The organism is Streptomyces sp. NPDC002574 (assembly GCF_042889545.1).
In the GTDB taxonomy this organism is placed as follows: domain Bacteria; phylum Actinomycetota; class Actinomycetes; order Streptomycetales; family Streptomycetaceae; genus Actinacidiphila.
In genome coordinates, this window is the sequence record NZ_JBIARB010000006.1 from 167,669 (window position 1) to 184,200 (window position 16,532).

The following is a 16,532-nucleotide window of genomic DNA, read 5'->3' on the forward strand; positions in this document are numbered from 1 at the left end:
GGCCATCCTTTTCATCGACGACAAGACCTCAGTTTGCCTCACGCGAGGGGCCGGGACGTCGTCGCAGCGCGCTCAATGTCGGTCACCCTGTGTCGATCGGCGGTGCCACCGGGTCAGTGGCACAGCCGTGCCTCGTGCTCCGCGTGGCCGCCGGGTTCCAGCTGGAATGTGCAGTGCTCCACGTCGAAGTGGGTGCCCAGGCAGCCCTGCAGGTCGTGCAGCACCTTCTCGTGGCCGATGGCGTCCAGGGTCTCCGGGCTCACCACGACGTGGGCGGAGAGCACCGGCATGCCCGAGGTGATCGTCCACACGTGCAGGTCGTGCAGTCCCTCGACACCGGGCAGCCCGAGGATGTGGCTGCGGACCTCGGCCATGTCGACGTCACGGGGGGCGGCCTCCAGCAGCACGTCGATGGCCTCCCGCAGCAGTTTCCACGTCCGCGGGACGATCATCACGCCGATCAGCAGCGAGGCCACCGGGTCGGCCTGCTGCCACCCGGTGGTCAGGATCACCACGGCCGCCACGACCACCGCGAGCGAGCCCAGGGCGTCCGCCATGACCTCCAGGAAGGCCCCCCGGACGTTCAGGCTCTCGCGCTGCCCGCGCATCAGCAGAAGGAGCGACACCGAGTTGGCCACCAGGCCGACCACACCGAAGACGACGGTGAGCCCGCCCTCGACCTCGGCCGGGGCGATCAGGCGCGAGACGGCCTCGTAGAAGATGTACGCGCCCACGCCGAACAGCAGTACGGCGTTGGCCACCGCCGAGAGGATCTCCGCCCGGGCCAGGCCGAAGGTGCGGCGCTCGCTCGGCGGGCGGTTGGCGAAGTGGATCGCCACCAGCGACATCGCCAGGCCCGCCGCGTCCGTGGCCATGTGTCCGGCGTCGGCGAGCAGCGCGAGGGAACCGGTGAGGGTGCTGCCCACCACCTCCGCCACGAGGATCAGCAGCGTGATGCCGAGCGCGATCCGCAGCCGGTCGCGGAACCGCGACGCGGCCGTGCCGGTCAGCCCGGCAGCGGATCCGTGCGTGTGGCCGTGGTCGTGCGCATGCCCTGCCCCCATCGCCTGGGACTCCCCTCTCGCCCGCCGTGCTCACCCGCCCGCCGGCTTCGGCCGGCGTGCCCCAGTGAACAACGGTGACCGTCCGTGGGCAACTCGCCACTGGTCACCGTTGTCATGTGCGGTGACCTGCGGCGATGGTCCGGGTACGGGGCGTGTTCCGGCGAGTGGCGGACGCTAGGGGCGGCGGGCCTCCGGGTACCGCAGGCACCAGCCCTGCCACGCCGACTCGACCATCTCCCGCACCCCGCGCACGGCGCTCCAGCCCAGTTCCTTCCGGATCAGCTCGGCCGAGGCCACCACGCTCGCCGGGTCCCCGGCACGCCGCGGGGTGACCACCGGCGTCACCTCCGGGTATCCGGCGATCTCGGTGACGAGGTCGATCAGTTCACGAACGGAGACACCCTCGCCGCGGCCGATGTTGACGGTCAGGTCCTCGGCGGCCTCGCGGCCCGTGACCCAGCGGGCGGCCGCGAGGTGCGCGTCCGCCAGGTCCTCGACGTGGATGTAGTCGCGCACGCACGTGCCGTCGGGGGTCGGGTAGTCGTCGCCGAAGATCAGCGGGGGCTCGCCCTCGGTGAGCTTCTGGAACACCATCGGGACGACGTTGAAGACCCCGGTGTCGGCGAGCTCCGGCACGGCCGCGCCCGCCACGTTGAAGTACCGCAGACAGGCCGTGGAGATCCCGTGCGCCCTGCCCGCCGCCCGCACCAGCCACTCGCCGGCCAGCTTGGTCTCCCCGTAGGGGCTCATGGGCAGGCACGGCGTGGACTCGGTCACCAGCGGCACGTCCGGCAGGCCGTACACCGCGGCGGAGGAGGAGAAGACGAATCGGCCGACCCCGGCCGCCGCCACCGCCTCCAGGAGCGTGCCGAGGCCGCCCACGTTCTCCCGGTAGTACCGCAGCGGCTGCTCGACGGACTCGCCGACCTGCTTCCGCGCCGCCAGGTGCACGACGCCCGTGACGCCGTGCTCGGCGATCGTGCGGTCCAGCAGGTCCCGGTCGAGTGTGGAACCGGTCACCCTCGGCACGTCGGCCGGGACGCGCGAGGCCACGCCCGCCGAGCCGTCGTCGTAGACCACCACGCGCTCCCCGGCGCGGGTCATCGCCCGCACGACATGAGAGCCGATGAATCCCGTGCCACCTGTGATCAGCCACGTCATGACGCTCACCCTATCGGCGGATGCGCACCGGGGGTTGTTCCATCGCGCACAACCGGTGATGATGATCGCGCCATCCGCGCGAAGGCCAGGGAAACGGCCGGTGAACGGAACCTTCCGGGAATCGGATAGCCTCTGCCGTCACAGCCGCCCTGACATGGCGCGCCCCGGTGTCCGGTAGGCGTGTCCATGACCGGGCGCCCCCGTTCCGTCCTTTGTGTTTCCCAGGGAGTGAGTCCGTCTGTCGACCGCCATCCTCACCGGTCCGCCGGTCGCGGGTTCACCGATCGAGGGCGACCTGCGCGGCCTCGGCTTCGACGTGGTCGCGGCGGACGACGCCGGTGCCCTCGCGGCACTCCTCGCCGCCGTCCCGCCCGCCGAGCGCGTCGCGGTCGTCGACCCGCGCTTCGTCGGTCACGTCCACGCGCTGCGGCTCGCGCTGACCGACCCCCGCTTCGACACCGCAGCCGTGCCGGGCGCCCTGTCCGTCCGTCCCGCCGCCCGCCCCGCGCTGGTCCGGGCGCTGGCACCGGCCGGCGGCCGGGACCGGGGCGCGGGCCGTACCGCCGTCACCGGCGCCGCGAGCCTGCCCGACGAACTGGCCGCGGGACTGGACGCCGAAGGCGTCGCCGTGCAGCGGCCGGAGCTCGGCGTCCTGGTGGCCCGGGTGCCCGCCGACGCGCAGGAGCGGGCACGTGCCGAGGAGGCCGTCGCCGCGGTGGACGACGAGGCGGTGCGCCTGCGCGGCGCCGTGAAGTCCCGTGACGGCTTCTTCACCACGCACTTCGTCAGCCCCTACTCCCGCTACATCGCGCGCTGGTGCGCCCGGCGCGGGCTCACTCCGAACCAGGTGACGACCGCCTCCCTGCTGGTCGCCCTGATCGCCGCCGCCTGCGCCGCCACCGGCACCCGTCCCGGCTTCGTCGCCGCGGGCGTGCTGCTCATCGCGTCCTTCGTGCTGGACTGCACCGACGGGCAGCTCGCCCGCTACTCGTTGCAGTACTCCACGCTCGGCGCCTGGCTCGACGCCACCTTCGACCGGGTCAAGGAGTACGCGTACTACGCGGGCCTCGCGCTCGGCGCGGCCCGCGCCGGCGGCGGTGACGACGTGTGGGCGCTCGCCCTCGGCGCGATGGTCCTGCAGACCTGCCGGCACGTGGTCGACTTCTCGTTCAACGAGGCCAACCACGACGCGGACGCCAACACCAGTCCCACCGCCGCCCTGTCCGACCGGCTGGACCGGGTCGGCTGGACGGTGTGGATACGCAGGATGATCGTGCTGCCCATCGGCGAACGCTGGGCACTGATCGCGATCCTCACCGCGGCCACCACCCCGCGCGTCACCTTCGTGGTACTGATCATCGGCTGCGCCTTCGCCGCCTGCTACACCACCGCCGGTCGCGTTCTGCGCTCGCTGACCCGCAGGGCGGTGCGCACCGACCGGGCCGCCGCGGCGCTGGCCGAGCTCGCCGACACCGGACCCCTCGCCGAGGCAGTCGCCCGCATCGCGCGCGGCCGCGGCTTCCCGGCCGCCGCCGCGGTGGGCGCGGCAGTGATGATCGCCACGTCCCTGGCGGCCCCGGCGGGCAGCTGGTGGCCGCTCGCGGCCGCCGCCGTCTACGTCGTCACCTCGGGCCTCGCGGTCGCAGGACCGCTCAAGGGAGCCCTCGACTGGCTGGTCCCGCCCCTTTTCCGGGCGGCCGAGTACGGAACCGTTCTGGCGCTCGCGGCCGTCTCGAAGGTGAACGGAGCGTTGCCCGCAGCTTTCTGTCTGGTTGCCGCGGTCGCCTACCATCACTACGACACGGTGTACCGCATCCGCGGCGGGACCGGGGCGCCCCCGCGGGCCCTGGTACGCGCGACCGGCGGGCACGAGGGAAGGACGCTGCTGGTCGCGGCCGCGTCCGTGGCCCTGGCGCACACCACGGGATTGACGGCGGCGCTGACGGCTGCGGCCGTCGCACTGGCCCTGCTGGTGCTCACCGAGAGCATCCGCTTCTGGGTGTCCTCGGGGGCGCCCGCCGTACACGACGAAACAGGAGAACCCGCATGATCGGCCTCGTGCTGGCGGCCGGCGCCGGACGGCGTCTTCGCCCCTACACCGACACCCTTCCCAAGGCCCTGGTGCCGGTGGACCCACAGGGTGAGGGCAAGACGACCGTCCTGGACCTGACGCTGCGCAACTTCGCCGAGGTCGGCCTGACCGACGCCGCGGTCGTCGTGGGCTACCGCAAGGAGGCCGTCCACGAGCGCCTGACCGCGCTGGAGGCCAAGTACGGCGTCAAGCTCCACCTCGTCGAGAACGACAAGGCCGAGGAGTGGAACAACGCCTACTCCCTGTGGTGCGCCCGTGACGTGCTGGCCGAGGGCGCGATCCTCGCCAACGGCGACACCGTGCACCCCGTCTCCGTCGAGCAGACGCTGCTGGAGGCGCGCGGCGGTGCCCGCCGCATCATCCTCGCCCTGGACACCGTCAAGGACCTGGCCGACGAGGAGATGAAGGTCGTCACGGCCGAGGACCGGGGCGTGCAGCGGATCACCAAGCTGATGGACCCGGCCGCGGCCACCGGCGAGTACATCGGTGTCACCCTCATCGAGGCCGCCGCGGCCGCCGACCTGGCCGACGCGCTGAGGGCCACCTACGAGCGCGACCCGCAGCTGTACTACGAGGACGGCTACCAGGAACTGGTCGACCGGGGCCTGCGCGTCGACGTCGCGCCCATCGGCGACGTCCCCTGGGTCGAGATCGACAACCACGACGACCTGAACCGGGCACGGGAGATCGCGTGCCGGTACTGACGAGGCTCATTCCCTCGCCGGTCGTCGTCGACATCCGTGCCGGTGCCCTCGACGACCTGGCGGCCGTCCTGGCCGACCAGCGCATCTCCAGCTCCGGCCGGCTGGCCGTCGCGGTCAGCGGCGGCTCCGGCCAGGTGCTGCGCGAGCGGCTGGCCCCGGCCCTGCCCGCCGCCGACTGGTTCGAGGTGGCCGGCGGCACCATCGACGGTGCCGTCAGGCTCGCCGACGCCATGCGCGGCAAGCGCTACGACGCCGTGGTGGCCCTCGGCGGCGGCAAGATCATCGACGCCGCCAAGTACGCCGCCGCCCGCGTCGGGCTGCCGGTGGTGGCCGTCGCGACCAACCTGGCGCACGACGGGCTGTGCTCGCCGGTGTCCACGCTGGACAACGACAACGGCCGCGGCTCCTACGGCGTGCCGAGCCCCATCGCCATGGTGATCGACCTCGATGTGATCCGTGAGGCCCCGGTCCGCTTCGTGCGCTCCGGCATCGGCGACGCGATCTCCAACATCTCCTGCATCGCGGACTGGGAGCTGTCCCACCGCGAGACGGGCGAGCCGATCGACGGCCTGGCCGCCGCGATGGCCCGTACCGCGGGCGAGTCCGTGCTGCGCCACCCCAGCGGGATAGGCGACGACGAGTTCCTCACCGTGCTCGCCGAGGCGCTGGTGCTCACCGGCATCGCCATGTCGATCAGCGGCGACAGCCGGCCCGCGTCGGGCGCCTGCCACGAGATCAGCCACGCGCTCGACCTGCTCCACCCGCGGCGGGCCGCCGCCCACGGTGAACAGGTCGGTATCGGCGCCGCCTTCGCGATGTTCCTGCGCGGCGCCGAGGAACAGGCCGGGCTCTTCGCGCAGACCCTGCGCAACCACGGACTCCCGGTCACACCGGGCGAGATCGGCTTCACCGAGGACGAGTTCGTCAAGGCCGTCGCCTACGCACCGCAGACCCGCCCCGGGCGCTACACGATCCTCGAGCACCTGGAACTGTCCACCGACGAGATCAGGGACGCATACGCAGACTATGCCAAAACCATCGGTAGCTGAGCTGCGGCCGGTCGTTCACCCCGCAGGGCTGAAGGACCGCCGTAGCGGCGAGCACTGGGCCGGGCGCATATACATGCGCGAGATCTCCCTGCGCTGGACCCGTCATCTGGTGAACAGCCGGGTGACGCCCAACCAGCTCACGTATCTGATGATCGTCGCGGGCATCGCGGCCGGCGCGGCACTCCTGGTGCCGGGGCCGGCCGGAGCGGTGGCCGCGGCCCTGTTGATCCAGCTGTACCTGCTGCTGGACTGCGTCGACGGCGAGGTCGCCCGCTGGCGCAGACAGACCTCGATCACCGGCGTGTACCTGGACCGGGTGGGCCACTACCTGTCCGAGGCCGCGCTGTTGATCGGCTTCGGCGTGCGCGCCGCCGACCTGTTCCACCGGGACGGCGCGAGCACCCAGTGGGGCTGGGCGTTCCTCGGGACGCTGGCCGCGCTGGGCGCGATCCTGATCAAGGCGGAGACCGACCTGGTGGACGTCGCGCGCGCCCGCAGCGGCCTGCCCGCGGTGCAGGACGAGGCGTCCGTGCCGCGTTCGTCCGGTCTGGCGCTGGCCCGCCGCGCCGCGGCCGCCCTGAAGTTCCACCGGCTGGTCGGCGGGGTCGAGGCCTCGCTGCTGATCCTGGCCGCAGGCGTCGCGGACTCCTTCCACGGCGACCTGCTGTTCACCCGGATCGCGGTCTGCGCCCTGGCCGCCATAGCCGTGCTGCAGACGCTGCTGCACCTGGTCTCGATCCTCGCGTCGAACAGGCTGAGGTGAGCGCGGTGGGGACGTCGGCGGAATCGGTGCGCCTCGGCGCGGTGATCATCACCATGGGCAACCGTCCGGAGGAACTGCGCGACCTGCTGGACTCGGTCGCCAAGCAGGCCGGCCCGGCCATAGAGGTCGCCGTGGTCGGCAACGGCTCACCGCTGCCCGAGCTGCCGGCCGGCGTGCGGTCCGTGGAGCTGCCCGAGAACCTGGGCATCCCCGGCGGACGCAACGTCGGCATCGAGGTCTTCGGGCCCGGCGGCCGGGACGTCGACGTCCTGCTGTTCCTCGACGACGACGGGCTGCTGCCCAACGAGGACACCGCGGCGCTGGTCCGCGAGGCCTTCGCCGACGACCCCCACCTCGGCATCGTCAGCTTCCGGATCGCCGATCCGGAGTCCGGCGTCACCCAGCGCCGCCACGTCCCCCGGCTGCGGGCCTCCGACCCGATGCGCTCCTCGCGCGTCACGACCTTCCTGGGCGGCGCCAATGCCGTTCGCACGAAGGTCTTCCAGCAGGTCGGCGGCTTGCCGGACGAGTTCTTCTACGCCCACGAGGAGACCGACCTCGCCTGGCGGGCCCTCGACGCGGGCTGGCTGATCGACTACCGCTCCGACATGGTCCTCTACCACCCGCTGACCGCCCCGAGCCGGCACGCGGTCTACCACCGCATGGTGGCCCGCAACCGCGTGTGGCTCGCCCGGCGCAATCTGCCCTGGACGCTGATACCGGCGTACCTGGGCGTCTGGATGCTGCTGACCCTGCTGCGGCGGCCGTCGCGACCGGCGCTGCGCGCCTGGTTCGGCGGGTTCCGGGAGGGCTGGACGACCCCCTGCGGCCCGCGCCGGCCCATGCGGTGGTCCACCGTCTGGCGGCTCGCCCGACTGGGCCGACCCCCGATCATCTGACAAGCTCGAAAGTCGACAGGACACGGCGCGTCCGGTGCCCCCCGCCGGACGCGCACCCACGGGACGAAAGTGTCGACAGTGAGCGAGACAACGCACGACGGTACGGTCGCCATGGGTGCCGGTTCGGCGTCGTCCGCGGACGACGGCCTGACCTCGGCCGAGCTCGCGGCCAAGTACGGCCTCGCCGTCAGCGGCGCCCGGCCGGCCCTGCCCGCCTACGTGCGGCAGTTGTGGGGCCGCAGGCACTTCATCTCGTCGTTCGCCAGGGCCCGGGTCTCGGCGCAGTACACCCAGGCCCGGCTGGGCCAGCTGTGGCAGGTGCTGACGCCGCTGCTCAACGCGGCCGTCTACTACTTCATCTTCGGTCTGCTGCTGGGCACCGACCGCGGCGTGGACAACTTCATCGCGTTCCTGGTCACGGGCGTCTTCGTGTTCACCTACACCCAGTCCTCGGTCATGGCAGGGGTCCGCTCGATCTCCGGCAACCTCGGCCTGATCCGGGCGCTGCACTTCCCCCGCGCCTCGATGCCGCTGGCGTTCACGCTCGTGCAGCTCCAGCAACTGCTGATGTCGATGTTCGTGCTGCTGGCCATCGTGCTCATGACCGGTGAGGTGCCGCGCACGAGCTGGGTGCTCGTCGTGCCGGCGCTGCTGCTGCAGTCGCTGTTCAACGCGGGGCTCGCGATGATCATGGCGCGGCTGGGCAGCAAGATGACCGACCTGGCGCAGTTGATGCCGTTCATCCTGCGCACATGGATGTACACCTCCGGCGTGATGTACAGCATCACGCACTTCACGGCGCACGCCCCGGCGCCGGTCCAGCTGGCCCTGCAGCTCAATCCCGCCGCCGTCTACATCGACCTCGTGCGCTTCGCGCTGATCGACAGCTTCACCGCGGACCAGCTGCCGCCGCACGTGTGGCCGGTCGCGCTGGGCTGGGCGGTGGCGACCGGTGTGGGCGGTTTCGTCTACTTCTGGAAGGCCGAGGAGCAGTACGGACGCGGCTGACCTCGAAATTCATCACGTGTTGGGCCCGCCGTAGTGAGGCGTGTGGTCGAAACGGTCATTCGGGACCTGTGTGGCTCCTGATTTTTACGGGACTTTGCCAGCACCCTGGAAGGCGACTCTCCGAATGCGCGTTGGAGCTTGCGGATCGACATCGTTGTGCACCCCGGCGCACGCCTGGGGGGCCCTGCGCCGTAAGCTGTAGCGGTACTCAATCGCCGGATCTCAGGCGATACGTCCGGAGAGTCGGTTCGGGTACGCGGTGGCCCGGAGCAGGAGATATGGCAGCGGCGTGTCCGAAATTGGGTGTTATGGGCTATCAGTGTAGAACGGGGGATGTGACGGCTATGGCTCTGTGGACCCCTGGGGAGAAAGCGCCCACCGCCCGAACACCGGGACGTCCACGGTGACCGGCCTGCGCCCCGCGGCTTCGGGCGACACGGCCCCGGACGCCCATTCACAGGCCGTCCTCGCCAAGGCGACAAGGGAGAACTTCCCGGTCGCCCCCTTCTTCCTGCCCCGCTCCTGGCGGGGTGACCTCATGGCGGTCTACGGCTACGCCCGGCTCGTGGACGACATCGGCGACGGCGACCTGGCCGGCGGCGGCCGCGAGGACGCCCTGCGCCTGGGGCTGCCCGCCGACGCCGCCGACGACCGCCTGGCCATGCTCGACGCCTTCGAGGCCGATCTGCGCCGGGTCTTCGACGGCCCGCCGGACACGATCCGGCACCCCCTGCTCCGCGCCCTGCGGCCCACCGTGCAGCGGCACGGCCTCACCCCGGAGCCGTTCCTCGGCCTCGTGGAGGCCAACCGGCAGGACCAGCTCGTCCGCCGCTACGCCACGTACGAGGACCTGCTGGCCTACTGCGAACTGTCGGCCAACCCGGTCGGCCGCCTCGTACTGGGCATCACCGGCACCTCCACCCCCGAGCGGATCCGCCGCTCGGACGCGGTCTGCACCGCACTGCAGATCGTCGAGCACCTCCAGGACGTGACCGAGGACCTCGGCCGCGACCGCATCTACCTGCCCGCCGAGGACATGAAGCACTTCGGCGTGACCGAAACCGATCTCACCGCCGCGACCGCGGGCGCATCGGTGCGCGCGCTGGTGGCCCATGAAGCGGAACGCGCCCGCGATCTTCTGAATGAAGGCACCCCCTTGGTGGGTAGCGTCCACGGCAGGCTCAAGCTGCTGCTCGCCGGATTCGTCGGGGGAGGCCGCGCCGCCCTCCGGGCGATCGCGGACGCCGGGTACGACGTGCTGCCTGGGCCGCCGAAGGCGGGCAAGTACAGCCTCCTGCGCGAGGTGGGGTCGACATTGCGAAGAGAGGGGTGAGCCGGACAGTGAACGGCTCCGATCGCATGTCCGGACCGGTGCTCGCGGCGTACGCCTACTGCGAGAGTGTCACCGGCCACGAAGCCCGCAACTTCGCCTACGGCATCCGGCTCCTGCCCACCCCCAAACGGCAGGCGATGTCGGCCCTGTACGCCTTCTCCCGCCGGGTCGACGACATCGGCGACGGCGACCTCGCGCCCGCCGACAAGCAGGCCAGGCTGGACCAGACGCGCGCGGCGCTGGCCCGGGTGCGCGCCGGCGAGGTCACCGAGGAGGACACCGACCCCGTGGCGGTGGCCCTGGCCGACTCCGCGCGGCGCTTCCCGATCCCGCTCGGCGGGCTCGACGAGCTCATCGACGGCGTCCAGATGGACCTGCGCGGCGACACCTACGAGACCTGGGAGGACCTGGCGGCCTACTGCCGCTGCGTCGCCGGGGCCATCGGCCGGCTGTCGCTCGGCGTCTTCGGGACGGCGACCTCCGCGGAGGAGCGCGAGCGCGCCGCCGAGTACGCCGACACCCTCGGGCTCGCCCTGCAACTCACCAACATCCTGCGGGACCTGCGCGAGGACGCGAGCAACGGGCGCACCTACCTGCCCGCCAACGACCTGGCCAAGTTCGGCTGTTCGGAGGGATTCCACTCCGACACCCCGCCGCGGGGCGCGGACTTCGCCGGCCTGATCGAGTTCGAGGTGCGCCGGGCCCGCGCCCTGTTCGCCGACGGCTACCGGCTGCTGCCCATGCTGGACCGCCGCAGCGGCGCCTGCGTCTCCGCGATGGCGGGCATCTACCGCCGACTGCTGGAGCGCATCGCCGCCGACCCCGAGGCCGTGCTGCGCGGCCGGGTCTCGCTGCCCGCCCACGAGAAGGCGTACGTCGCGGCCCGCGGCCTGGCCGGACTCGACGCCCGCCGGGCGGCCAGGAGGCGCGTGTGACACCCGCCCCAGCGGCCACGGGCGCCGCCGCTCCCGGCGGCGCGTCCGAACCGGGCACGCAATCCGCCCCGCCGCGGACGAACGGGTTTTTCCGCCCCGGCGTGGCAACCGGCACCGTGTCCGGCGCGTCACTGTCGGCAACGGTACGGTGCGCCCCACGGGGCGGGCCGAGGGGGAGGACGCATGGCTGAGCACACGGCTGTCGTGGTCGGGGGCGGGCTCGCGGGCACGACCGCGGCCCTGGCCCTGGCCGACGCCGGGCTGCGCGTCACCCTGCTGGAGACGCGGCCCCGGCTGGGCGGCCTCGCCTTCTCCTTCCAGCGCGGCGACCTGACCGTCGACAACGGCCAGCACGTCTTCCTGCGCTGCTGCGACGCGTACCGCGGGTTCCTGGACCGGATCGACGCGGCCGACCTCGTCACCGTGCAGGACCGGCTCGACGTGCCCGTGCTCGACGTCGGCGGCGCGCGGCCGCGGCTCGGCCGGCTGCGCCGGGCCGCGCTCCCGGTCCCGCTGCACCTGGCCGCGAGCCTGGCCACCTACCCGCACCTGTCGCTCGCCGAGCGCGCCTCCGTCGGCCGGGCCGCGCTCGCGCTGCGCGGACTGGACCTCGACGATCCCGCGCTGGACGCCGTGGACTTCGGCAGCTGGCTGAGCCGGCGCGGCCAGTCGGCCCGCACGATCGAGGCCCTGTGGGACCTGGTCGGCGTCGCGACGCTCAACGCCACCGCGGACCGTTCCTCGCTCGCCCTGGCCGCCAAGGTCTTCAAGACCGGCCTGCTCTCCGACCCCGGCGCCGCCGACATCGGCTGGGCCGCCCGGCCGCTCGGCGAGCTGCACGACGACCGCGCCCGCACGGCCCTGGACAAGGCCGGGGTGCGCACCCTGCTGCGCGCCCGCGTCACCTCGGTCACCCGCACGGACGCGGCCGAGCCGGTACGGTCCGGGGCGGCCGCCGACACCCGCGGGAGCGGCGAGAGCGGCGCGGTCTGGGAGGTCGAGGCCGAGACCGGCCCCGGCCGCGGCGAGCGCATCACCGCCGACGTCGTGGTGCTGGCCGTCCCGCAGCAGGAGGCGCACGGACTGCTGCCCGCGGGCGCCCTGGAGGACCCCGGCGCCCTGCTGCGCATCGGCACCGCGCCGATCCTCAACGTCCACGTCGTCTACGACCGCGAGGTGCTGCGGCAGCCGTTCTTCGCGGCCCTCGGCAGCCCCGTGCAGTGGGTCTTCGACCGTACGGAGCCCTCCGGGCTCACGGGCGGCGGACAGTACCTCGCCCTGTCCCAGTCCGCGGCCGAGGAGGAGATCGACCTCCCGGTGGCGGAGCTGCGCAAGCGCTACCTGCCCGAGCTGGAGCGGCTGCTCCCGGCCGCCCGCGACGCCGTCGTACGCGACTTCTTCGTCACCCGGGAGCGGACGGCGACGTTCGCGCCGGCCCCCGGTGTCGGTGCCCTGCGCCCCGGGACCCGTACCGGGGCACCGGGCGTCTGGCTCGCCGGTGCGTGGACTGCCACCGGCTGGCCCGCGACCATGGAAAGTGCGGTCCGCAGCGGTTTGCAAGCCTCCCGAGCAGCTTTGACCGCACTCCGCCATCCCTTCGACCCACGCCCCTTCGAAATCGAAGGCCTGGAGCCGGCATGAGCCTCACCAGTGCAACCAGAGGAGACAATGTGACCGCTGGCCACGAGCAGATGAACGCGGGCGTCGACAGAGCGACCGTGACCGCGCTGCTGGAGCGCGGCCGCGAGCTGTCCACGCCGGTGCTGCGCGCCGCCGTGGACCGTCTCGCACCCCCCATGGACACCGTCGCCGCCTACCACTTCGGGTGGATCGACGCCGCGGGCAACCCCACCCACGGGGACAGCGGCAAGGCCGTCCGTCCCGCACTCGCCCTGCTCTCCGCCGAGGCCGCGGGCGCGGGCCCGGAGACCGGCATCCCCGGCGCGGTCGCGGTCGAGCTGGTGCACAACTTCTCGCTGCTGCACGACGACCTGATGGACGGCGACGAGCAGCGCAGGCACCGCGACACGGTCTGGAAGGTGCACGGTCCGGCCCAGGCGATCCTGGTCGGCGACGCGCTGTTCGCGCTCGCGAACGAGATCCTGCTGGAGCAGGGCACCGCTGAGGCCGGCCGCGCCACCCGGCGGATCACCACCGCCACCCGGAAGCTGATCGACGGTCAGGCGCAGGACATCTCCTTCGAGCACCGCGAGCGGGTCACCGTCCAGGAGTGCCTGGAGATGGAGGGCAACAAGACCGGCGCCCTGCTGGCCTGCGCCTCCTCCATCGGCGCGGTGCTCGGCGGCGCCTCCGAGGCGGACGCCGACGCCCTGGAGGAGTACGGGTACCACCTGGGTCTGGCCTTCCAGGCCATCGACGACCTGCTGGGCATCTGGGGCGACCCGGCGGCGACCGGCAAGCAGACCTGGAGCGACCTGCGCCAGCGCAAGAAGTCGCTGCCGGTGGTGGCCGCGCTGGCCGCGGGGGGTCCGGCCTCGGAGCGCCTGGCCGAGCTGCTGGCAGCGGATGCGAAGGCCGCGGATTCGTTGGACCGTAATGATATTGAGTCCTTCGACGAGGAAGAGTTCGCGACGAGGGCGGCGTTGATCGAGGAGGCTGGGGGTCGGGAGTGGACATCCCAGGAGGCCCGACGCCAGTACGCCACCGCAATTTCCGCGCTCGACAAAATGGACATGTCGGGTGAAGTTCGCCGTAAGCTCGTGGGTCTGGCGGATTTTGTGGTGGTTCGCGAGAAGTAAGGACGTAGGTGGAGCGCAGTACGTCGCCGGCCGGTAGCGAGTAGCGGCCGACGGCAGCCCCAACACCGCAGACAGAACGACTGTGCAAAGGGGAAGCCATGACAGCGACGACCGACGGCGGTTCCGGGGGCATCGCGGCCTCCGGGACACCCTCGGCCAGCACGAAGGCAGCGGGCAGACCGACGTATCAGACGTCCGGTTCGTCTCGGGACGGTACGACACGTCCGGTCGTGGAGGCGGCGGCATACGCGGCGCGCCGCGCCACCGACCACCTGCTGGCCCGTCAGCATCCTGAGGGATGGTGGAAGGGCGACCTCGAGACCAACGTGACGATGGACGCCGAGGACTTGTTGCTCCGTCAGTTCCTCGGTATCCAGGACGAGCGGATCGTCGCGGCCGCCGCCCGCTGGATCAGGTCCCAGCAGCGCGGCGACGGTGCCTGGCCGACGTTCCACGGCGGGCCCGGCGATGTCTCGGCCACCGTCGAGGCGTACGTCGCGCTCCGGCTCGCGGGGGACGCGCCTGACGCCCCGTGGATGTCCGCGGCCTCCGCCTTCGTGCGCGAGCAGGGCGGTGTCGCCAGGGCCCGGGTGTTCACGAGGATCTGGCTCGCCCTGTTCGGCTGGTGGCGCTGGGAGGACCTGCCCGAGCTGCCGCCGGAACTGATCTTCCTGCCCAAGTGGGCACCGCTGAACATCTACTCGTTCGCCAGCTGGGCCCGGCAGACCATCGTGCCGCTCACCGTCGTCGCCGCCCACCGGCCGGTGCGGCCGGTCTCCTTCGGACTCGACGAACTGCACGTCGACCCGGCGCGGCCGAATCCGCCGGCCAAGCGCGCCTTCGTCGGCAGCTGGGACGGGGTGTTCCAGCGGATCGACCGGGCCCTGCACGCCTACCGCAAGGTCAGCGTCCGCCCGCTGCGCCAGGCCGCACTGCGCTCCGCCGCCCGCTGGATCATCGAGCGGCAGGAGAACGACGGCTGCTTCGGCGGCATCCAGCCTCCCGCCGTCTACTCGGTGATCGCGCTCCACCTGCTCGGCTACGACCTGGACCACCCCGTGCTCCGCGCCGGCCTGCGGGCGCTGGACGACTTCGCGGTCTGGCCGGACGAGGACACGCGCATGATCGAGGCGTGCCAGTCGCCGGTCTGGGACACCTGTCTGGCCGCCATCGCCCTCGCCGACGCGGGGGTCCCGGCCGACGACCCGGCCCTGGTCAAGGCGGCCGAGTGGATGCTGGGCGAGCAGATCAGCAAGCGCGGCGACTGGGCCGTGCAGCGGCCCGACCTGCCTTCCGGGGGCTGGGCGTTCGAGTTCGAGAACGACACCTACCCCGACATCGACGACACGGCCGAGGTCGTCCTCGCGCTGCTGCGCGTCGACCACCCCGAGCCGGGCAGGGTGCGGTCCGCGGTCGAGCGCGGCGTGCGCTGGAACCTGGGCATGCAGTCCAAGAACGGTGCGTGGGGCGCGTTCGACGCCGACAACACCAGCCGCTTCCCCAACCGGCTGCCCTTCTGCGACTTCGGCGAGGTCATCGACCCGCCGTCGGCCGACGTGACCGCGCACGTGGTCGAGATGCTGGCCGCCCTCGGTCTGGAGCACGACCCCCACACCCGCCGCGGCATCGACTGGCTGCTCGCCGAACAGGAGCCCAACGGGGCCTGGTTCGGCCGCTGGGGCGTCAACTACGTCTACGGAACGGGGTCGGTGGTCCCCGCCCTCGTCGCGGCCGGGCTGCCGGGCAGTCACCCCGCAGTCCGGCGTGCCGTGTCCTGGCTGGAGTCCGTGCAGAACGAGGACGGCGGCTGGGGCGAGGACCTGCGGTCCTACTCCTCCGCCGACTGGGTCGGCCGCGGCGATTCGACCCCCTCCCAGACCGCCTGGGCGCTGATGGCCCTGCTGGCGGCCGGGGAGCGGGAGAGCGAGGCCGTCGTGCGCGGTGTGCGCCGGCTCGTCGACACGCAGAAGGAGGACGGCTCCTGGGACGAGCCGTACTTCACGGGCACCGGCTTCCCGCGCGACTTCTCCATCAACTACCACCTCTACCGCATGGTGTTCCCGCTCACCGCCCTCGGGCGCTATGTGCACGGGGAGCCCTTCGGCGGAGTACGGAAGGGGGACTGATGGGGCCGTCCGGCCCACCTCTGCTCATCGTCTGCGCGCTGCGGATGGAACGGTTCGCACTGCGCGGCGGCGGCCGTGCGCGCGCCGCGGCGGGGGCCTACCCGCGTCGCGCTAAGGGGGAGGGACCTCCGGTCGTCTTCGTGCGCACGGGCATGGGACCGCAGGCGGCCGAGCGCGCCGTCACGGAGGCGCTGCGCGACCCCGCGCTCGACGGGGCCCCCGTCCTCACCACCGGCTTCTGTGCCGGACTGGCCACCGGAATGCGGCCCGGCGACGTGGTCGTCGCCGACGGTCCGCAGGACGGTGCAACACTGGCCGCCGCGCTCAAGGCGGCCGGACACACCGTGCACATCGGCCGGCTCGCGGAGTCCGACCATGTGGTACGGGGACCGGAGCGGCTGGCGCTCCGGTCCACCGGCGCCATCGCCGTCGACATGGAGTCGGCGGCGATGATGCGGGCCGCGCTCGCCCGGGGCCCACGCCCCGTCGCGGCGGCCCGTGTGGTCGTCGACACGCCCGAGTTCGAGCTCGTGCGCCTCGGCACCCTCCGCACCGGGATCACCGCGTTCCGTGTACTGAGGGATCTTCTTCCCGCGTTTCTTGATTGGCACCGCTCTACCGCGCTCCCCTGGAGGTGAG

14 protein-coding genes are annotated in these 16,532 nt (G+C 72.4%); 12 read left to right on the forward strand and 2 right to left on the reverse strand.

The features are described 5' to 3' along the window. Positions 1–113: 113 nt before the first annotated feature. A complete protein-coding gene (locus ACFYXS_RS15905) occupies positions 114–1,064 on the reverse strand; it encodes a cation diffusion facilitator family transporter (RefSeq protein WP_389248275.1) in 951 nt (316 codons plus the stop codon). A gap of 174 nt (positions 1,065–1,238) precedes the next feature. After that, positions 1,239–2,225 carry a UDP-glucose 4-epimerase GalE gene (gene galE / locus ACFYXS_RS15910; RefSeq protein ID WP_389248277.1) on the reverse strand — a complete coding sequence of 329 codons (987 nt, stop codon included), beginning with the start codon at positions 2,223–2,225 and terminating at the stop codon, positions 1,239–1,241. Between the two features lie 238 nt (positions 2,226–2,463). Here galE and ACFYXS_RS15915 point away from each other — a divergent pair, with 238 nt between their 5' ends. The 12 genes from ACFYXS_RS15915 (at position 2,464) to ACFYXS_RS15970 (ending at position 16,531) form a co-directional block, all read left to right on the forward strand. Continuing rightward, positions 2,464–4,275, forward strand: coding sequence for a DUF5941 domain-containing protein (locus ACFYXS_RS15915; protein ID WP_389248864.1), 1,812 nt, complete (start codon positions 2,464–2,466; stop codon positions 4,273–4,275). Beyond that, positions 4,272–5,021: a sugar phosphate nucleotidyltransferase gene (locus ACFYXS_RS15920; protein WP_389248279.1), complete on the forward strand. Its 750-nt coding sequence runs from the start codon at positions 4,272–4,274 to the stop codon at positions 5,019–5,021. The genes ACFYXS_RS15915 and ACFYXS_RS15920 overlap by 4 nt, the downstream gene beginning before the upstream one ends. Beyond that, on the forward strand, positions 5,009–6,070 hold the full coding sequence (locus ACFYXS_RS15925; protein ID WP_389248281.1) for an iron-containing alcohol dehydrogenase family protein: 1,062 nt from the start codon (positions 5,009–5,011) through the stop codon (positions 6,068–6,070). The genes ACFYXS_RS15920 and ACFYXS_RS15925 overlap by 13 nt, the downstream gene beginning before the upstream one ends. Continuing rightward, positions 6,048–6,833, forward strand: a complete 786-nt coding sequence (locus ACFYXS_RS15930; protein ID WP_389248283.1) for a CDP-alcohol phosphatidyltransferase family protein — start codon at positions 6,048–6,050, stop codon at positions 6,831–6,833. The genes ACFYXS_RS15925 and ACFYXS_RS15930 overlap by 23 nt, the downstream gene beginning before the upstream one ends. Positions 6,834–6,886: 53 nt before the next feature. After that, a complete protein-coding gene (locus ACFYXS_RS15935; protein WP_389248866.1) occupies positions 6,887–7,732 on the forward strand; it encodes a glycosyltransferase family 2 protein in 846 nt (281 codons plus the stop codon). A gap of 78 nt (positions 7,733–7,810) precedes the next feature. Next, the gene (locus ACFYXS_RS15940) at positions 7,811–8,740 is read left to right on the forward strand and encodes an ABC transporter permease (RefSeq protein ID WP_389248285.1); all 930 of its coding nucleotides are present in this window, start codon (positions 7,811–7,813) and stop codon (positions 8,738–8,740) included. Between the two features lie 403 nt (positions 8,741–9,143). Further along, the gene (gene hpnC / locus ACFYXS_RS15945; protein ID WP_389248287.1) at positions 9,144–10,073 is read left to right on the forward strand and encodes a squalene synthase HpnC; all 930 of its coding nucleotides are present in this window, start codon (positions 9,144–9,146) and stop codon (positions 10,071–10,073) included. A 26-nt stretch (positions 10,074–10,099) separates the two neighbouring features. Further along, on the forward strand, positions 10,100–11,008 hold the full coding sequence (gene hpnD, locus ACFYXS_RS15950; RefSeq protein WP_389248868.1) for a presqualene diphosphate synthase HpnD: 909 nt from the start codon (positions 10,100–10,102) through the stop codon (positions 11,006–11,008). Between the two features lie 183 nt (positions 11,009–11,191). Further along, positions 11,192–12,649 carry a hydroxysqualene dehydroxylase HpnE gene (gene hpnE, locus ACFYXS_RS15955; RefSeq protein ID WP_389248289.1) on the forward strand — a complete coding sequence of 486 codons (1,458 nt, stop codon included), beginning with the start codon at positions 11,192–11,194 and terminating at the stop codon, positions 12,647–12,649. Beyond that, a complete protein-coding gene (locus tag ACFYXS_RS15960) occupies positions 12,646–13,767 on the forward strand; it encodes a polyprenyl synthetase family protein (RefSeq protein ID WP_319657922.1) in 1,122 nt (373 codons plus the stop codon). Before hpnE ends, ACFYXS_RS15960 begins: the two co-directional genes overlap by 4 nt. Positions 13,768–13,865: 98 nt before the next feature. Next, positions 13,866–15,893, forward strand: a complete 2,028-nt coding sequence (gene shc / locus ACFYXS_RS15965; protein ID WP_389248291.1) for a squalene--hopene cyclase — start codon at positions 13,866–13,868, stop codon at positions 15,891–15,893. Further along, a complete protein-coding gene (locus ACFYXS_RS15970) occupies positions 15,893–16,531 on the forward strand; it encodes a 1-hydroxy-2-methyl-2-butenyl 4-diphosphate reductase (protein WP_389248293.1) in 639 nt (212 codons plus the stop codon). Before shc ends, ACFYXS_RS15970 begins: the two co-directional genes overlap by 1 nt. Position 16,532: the final 1 nt, after the last annotated feature.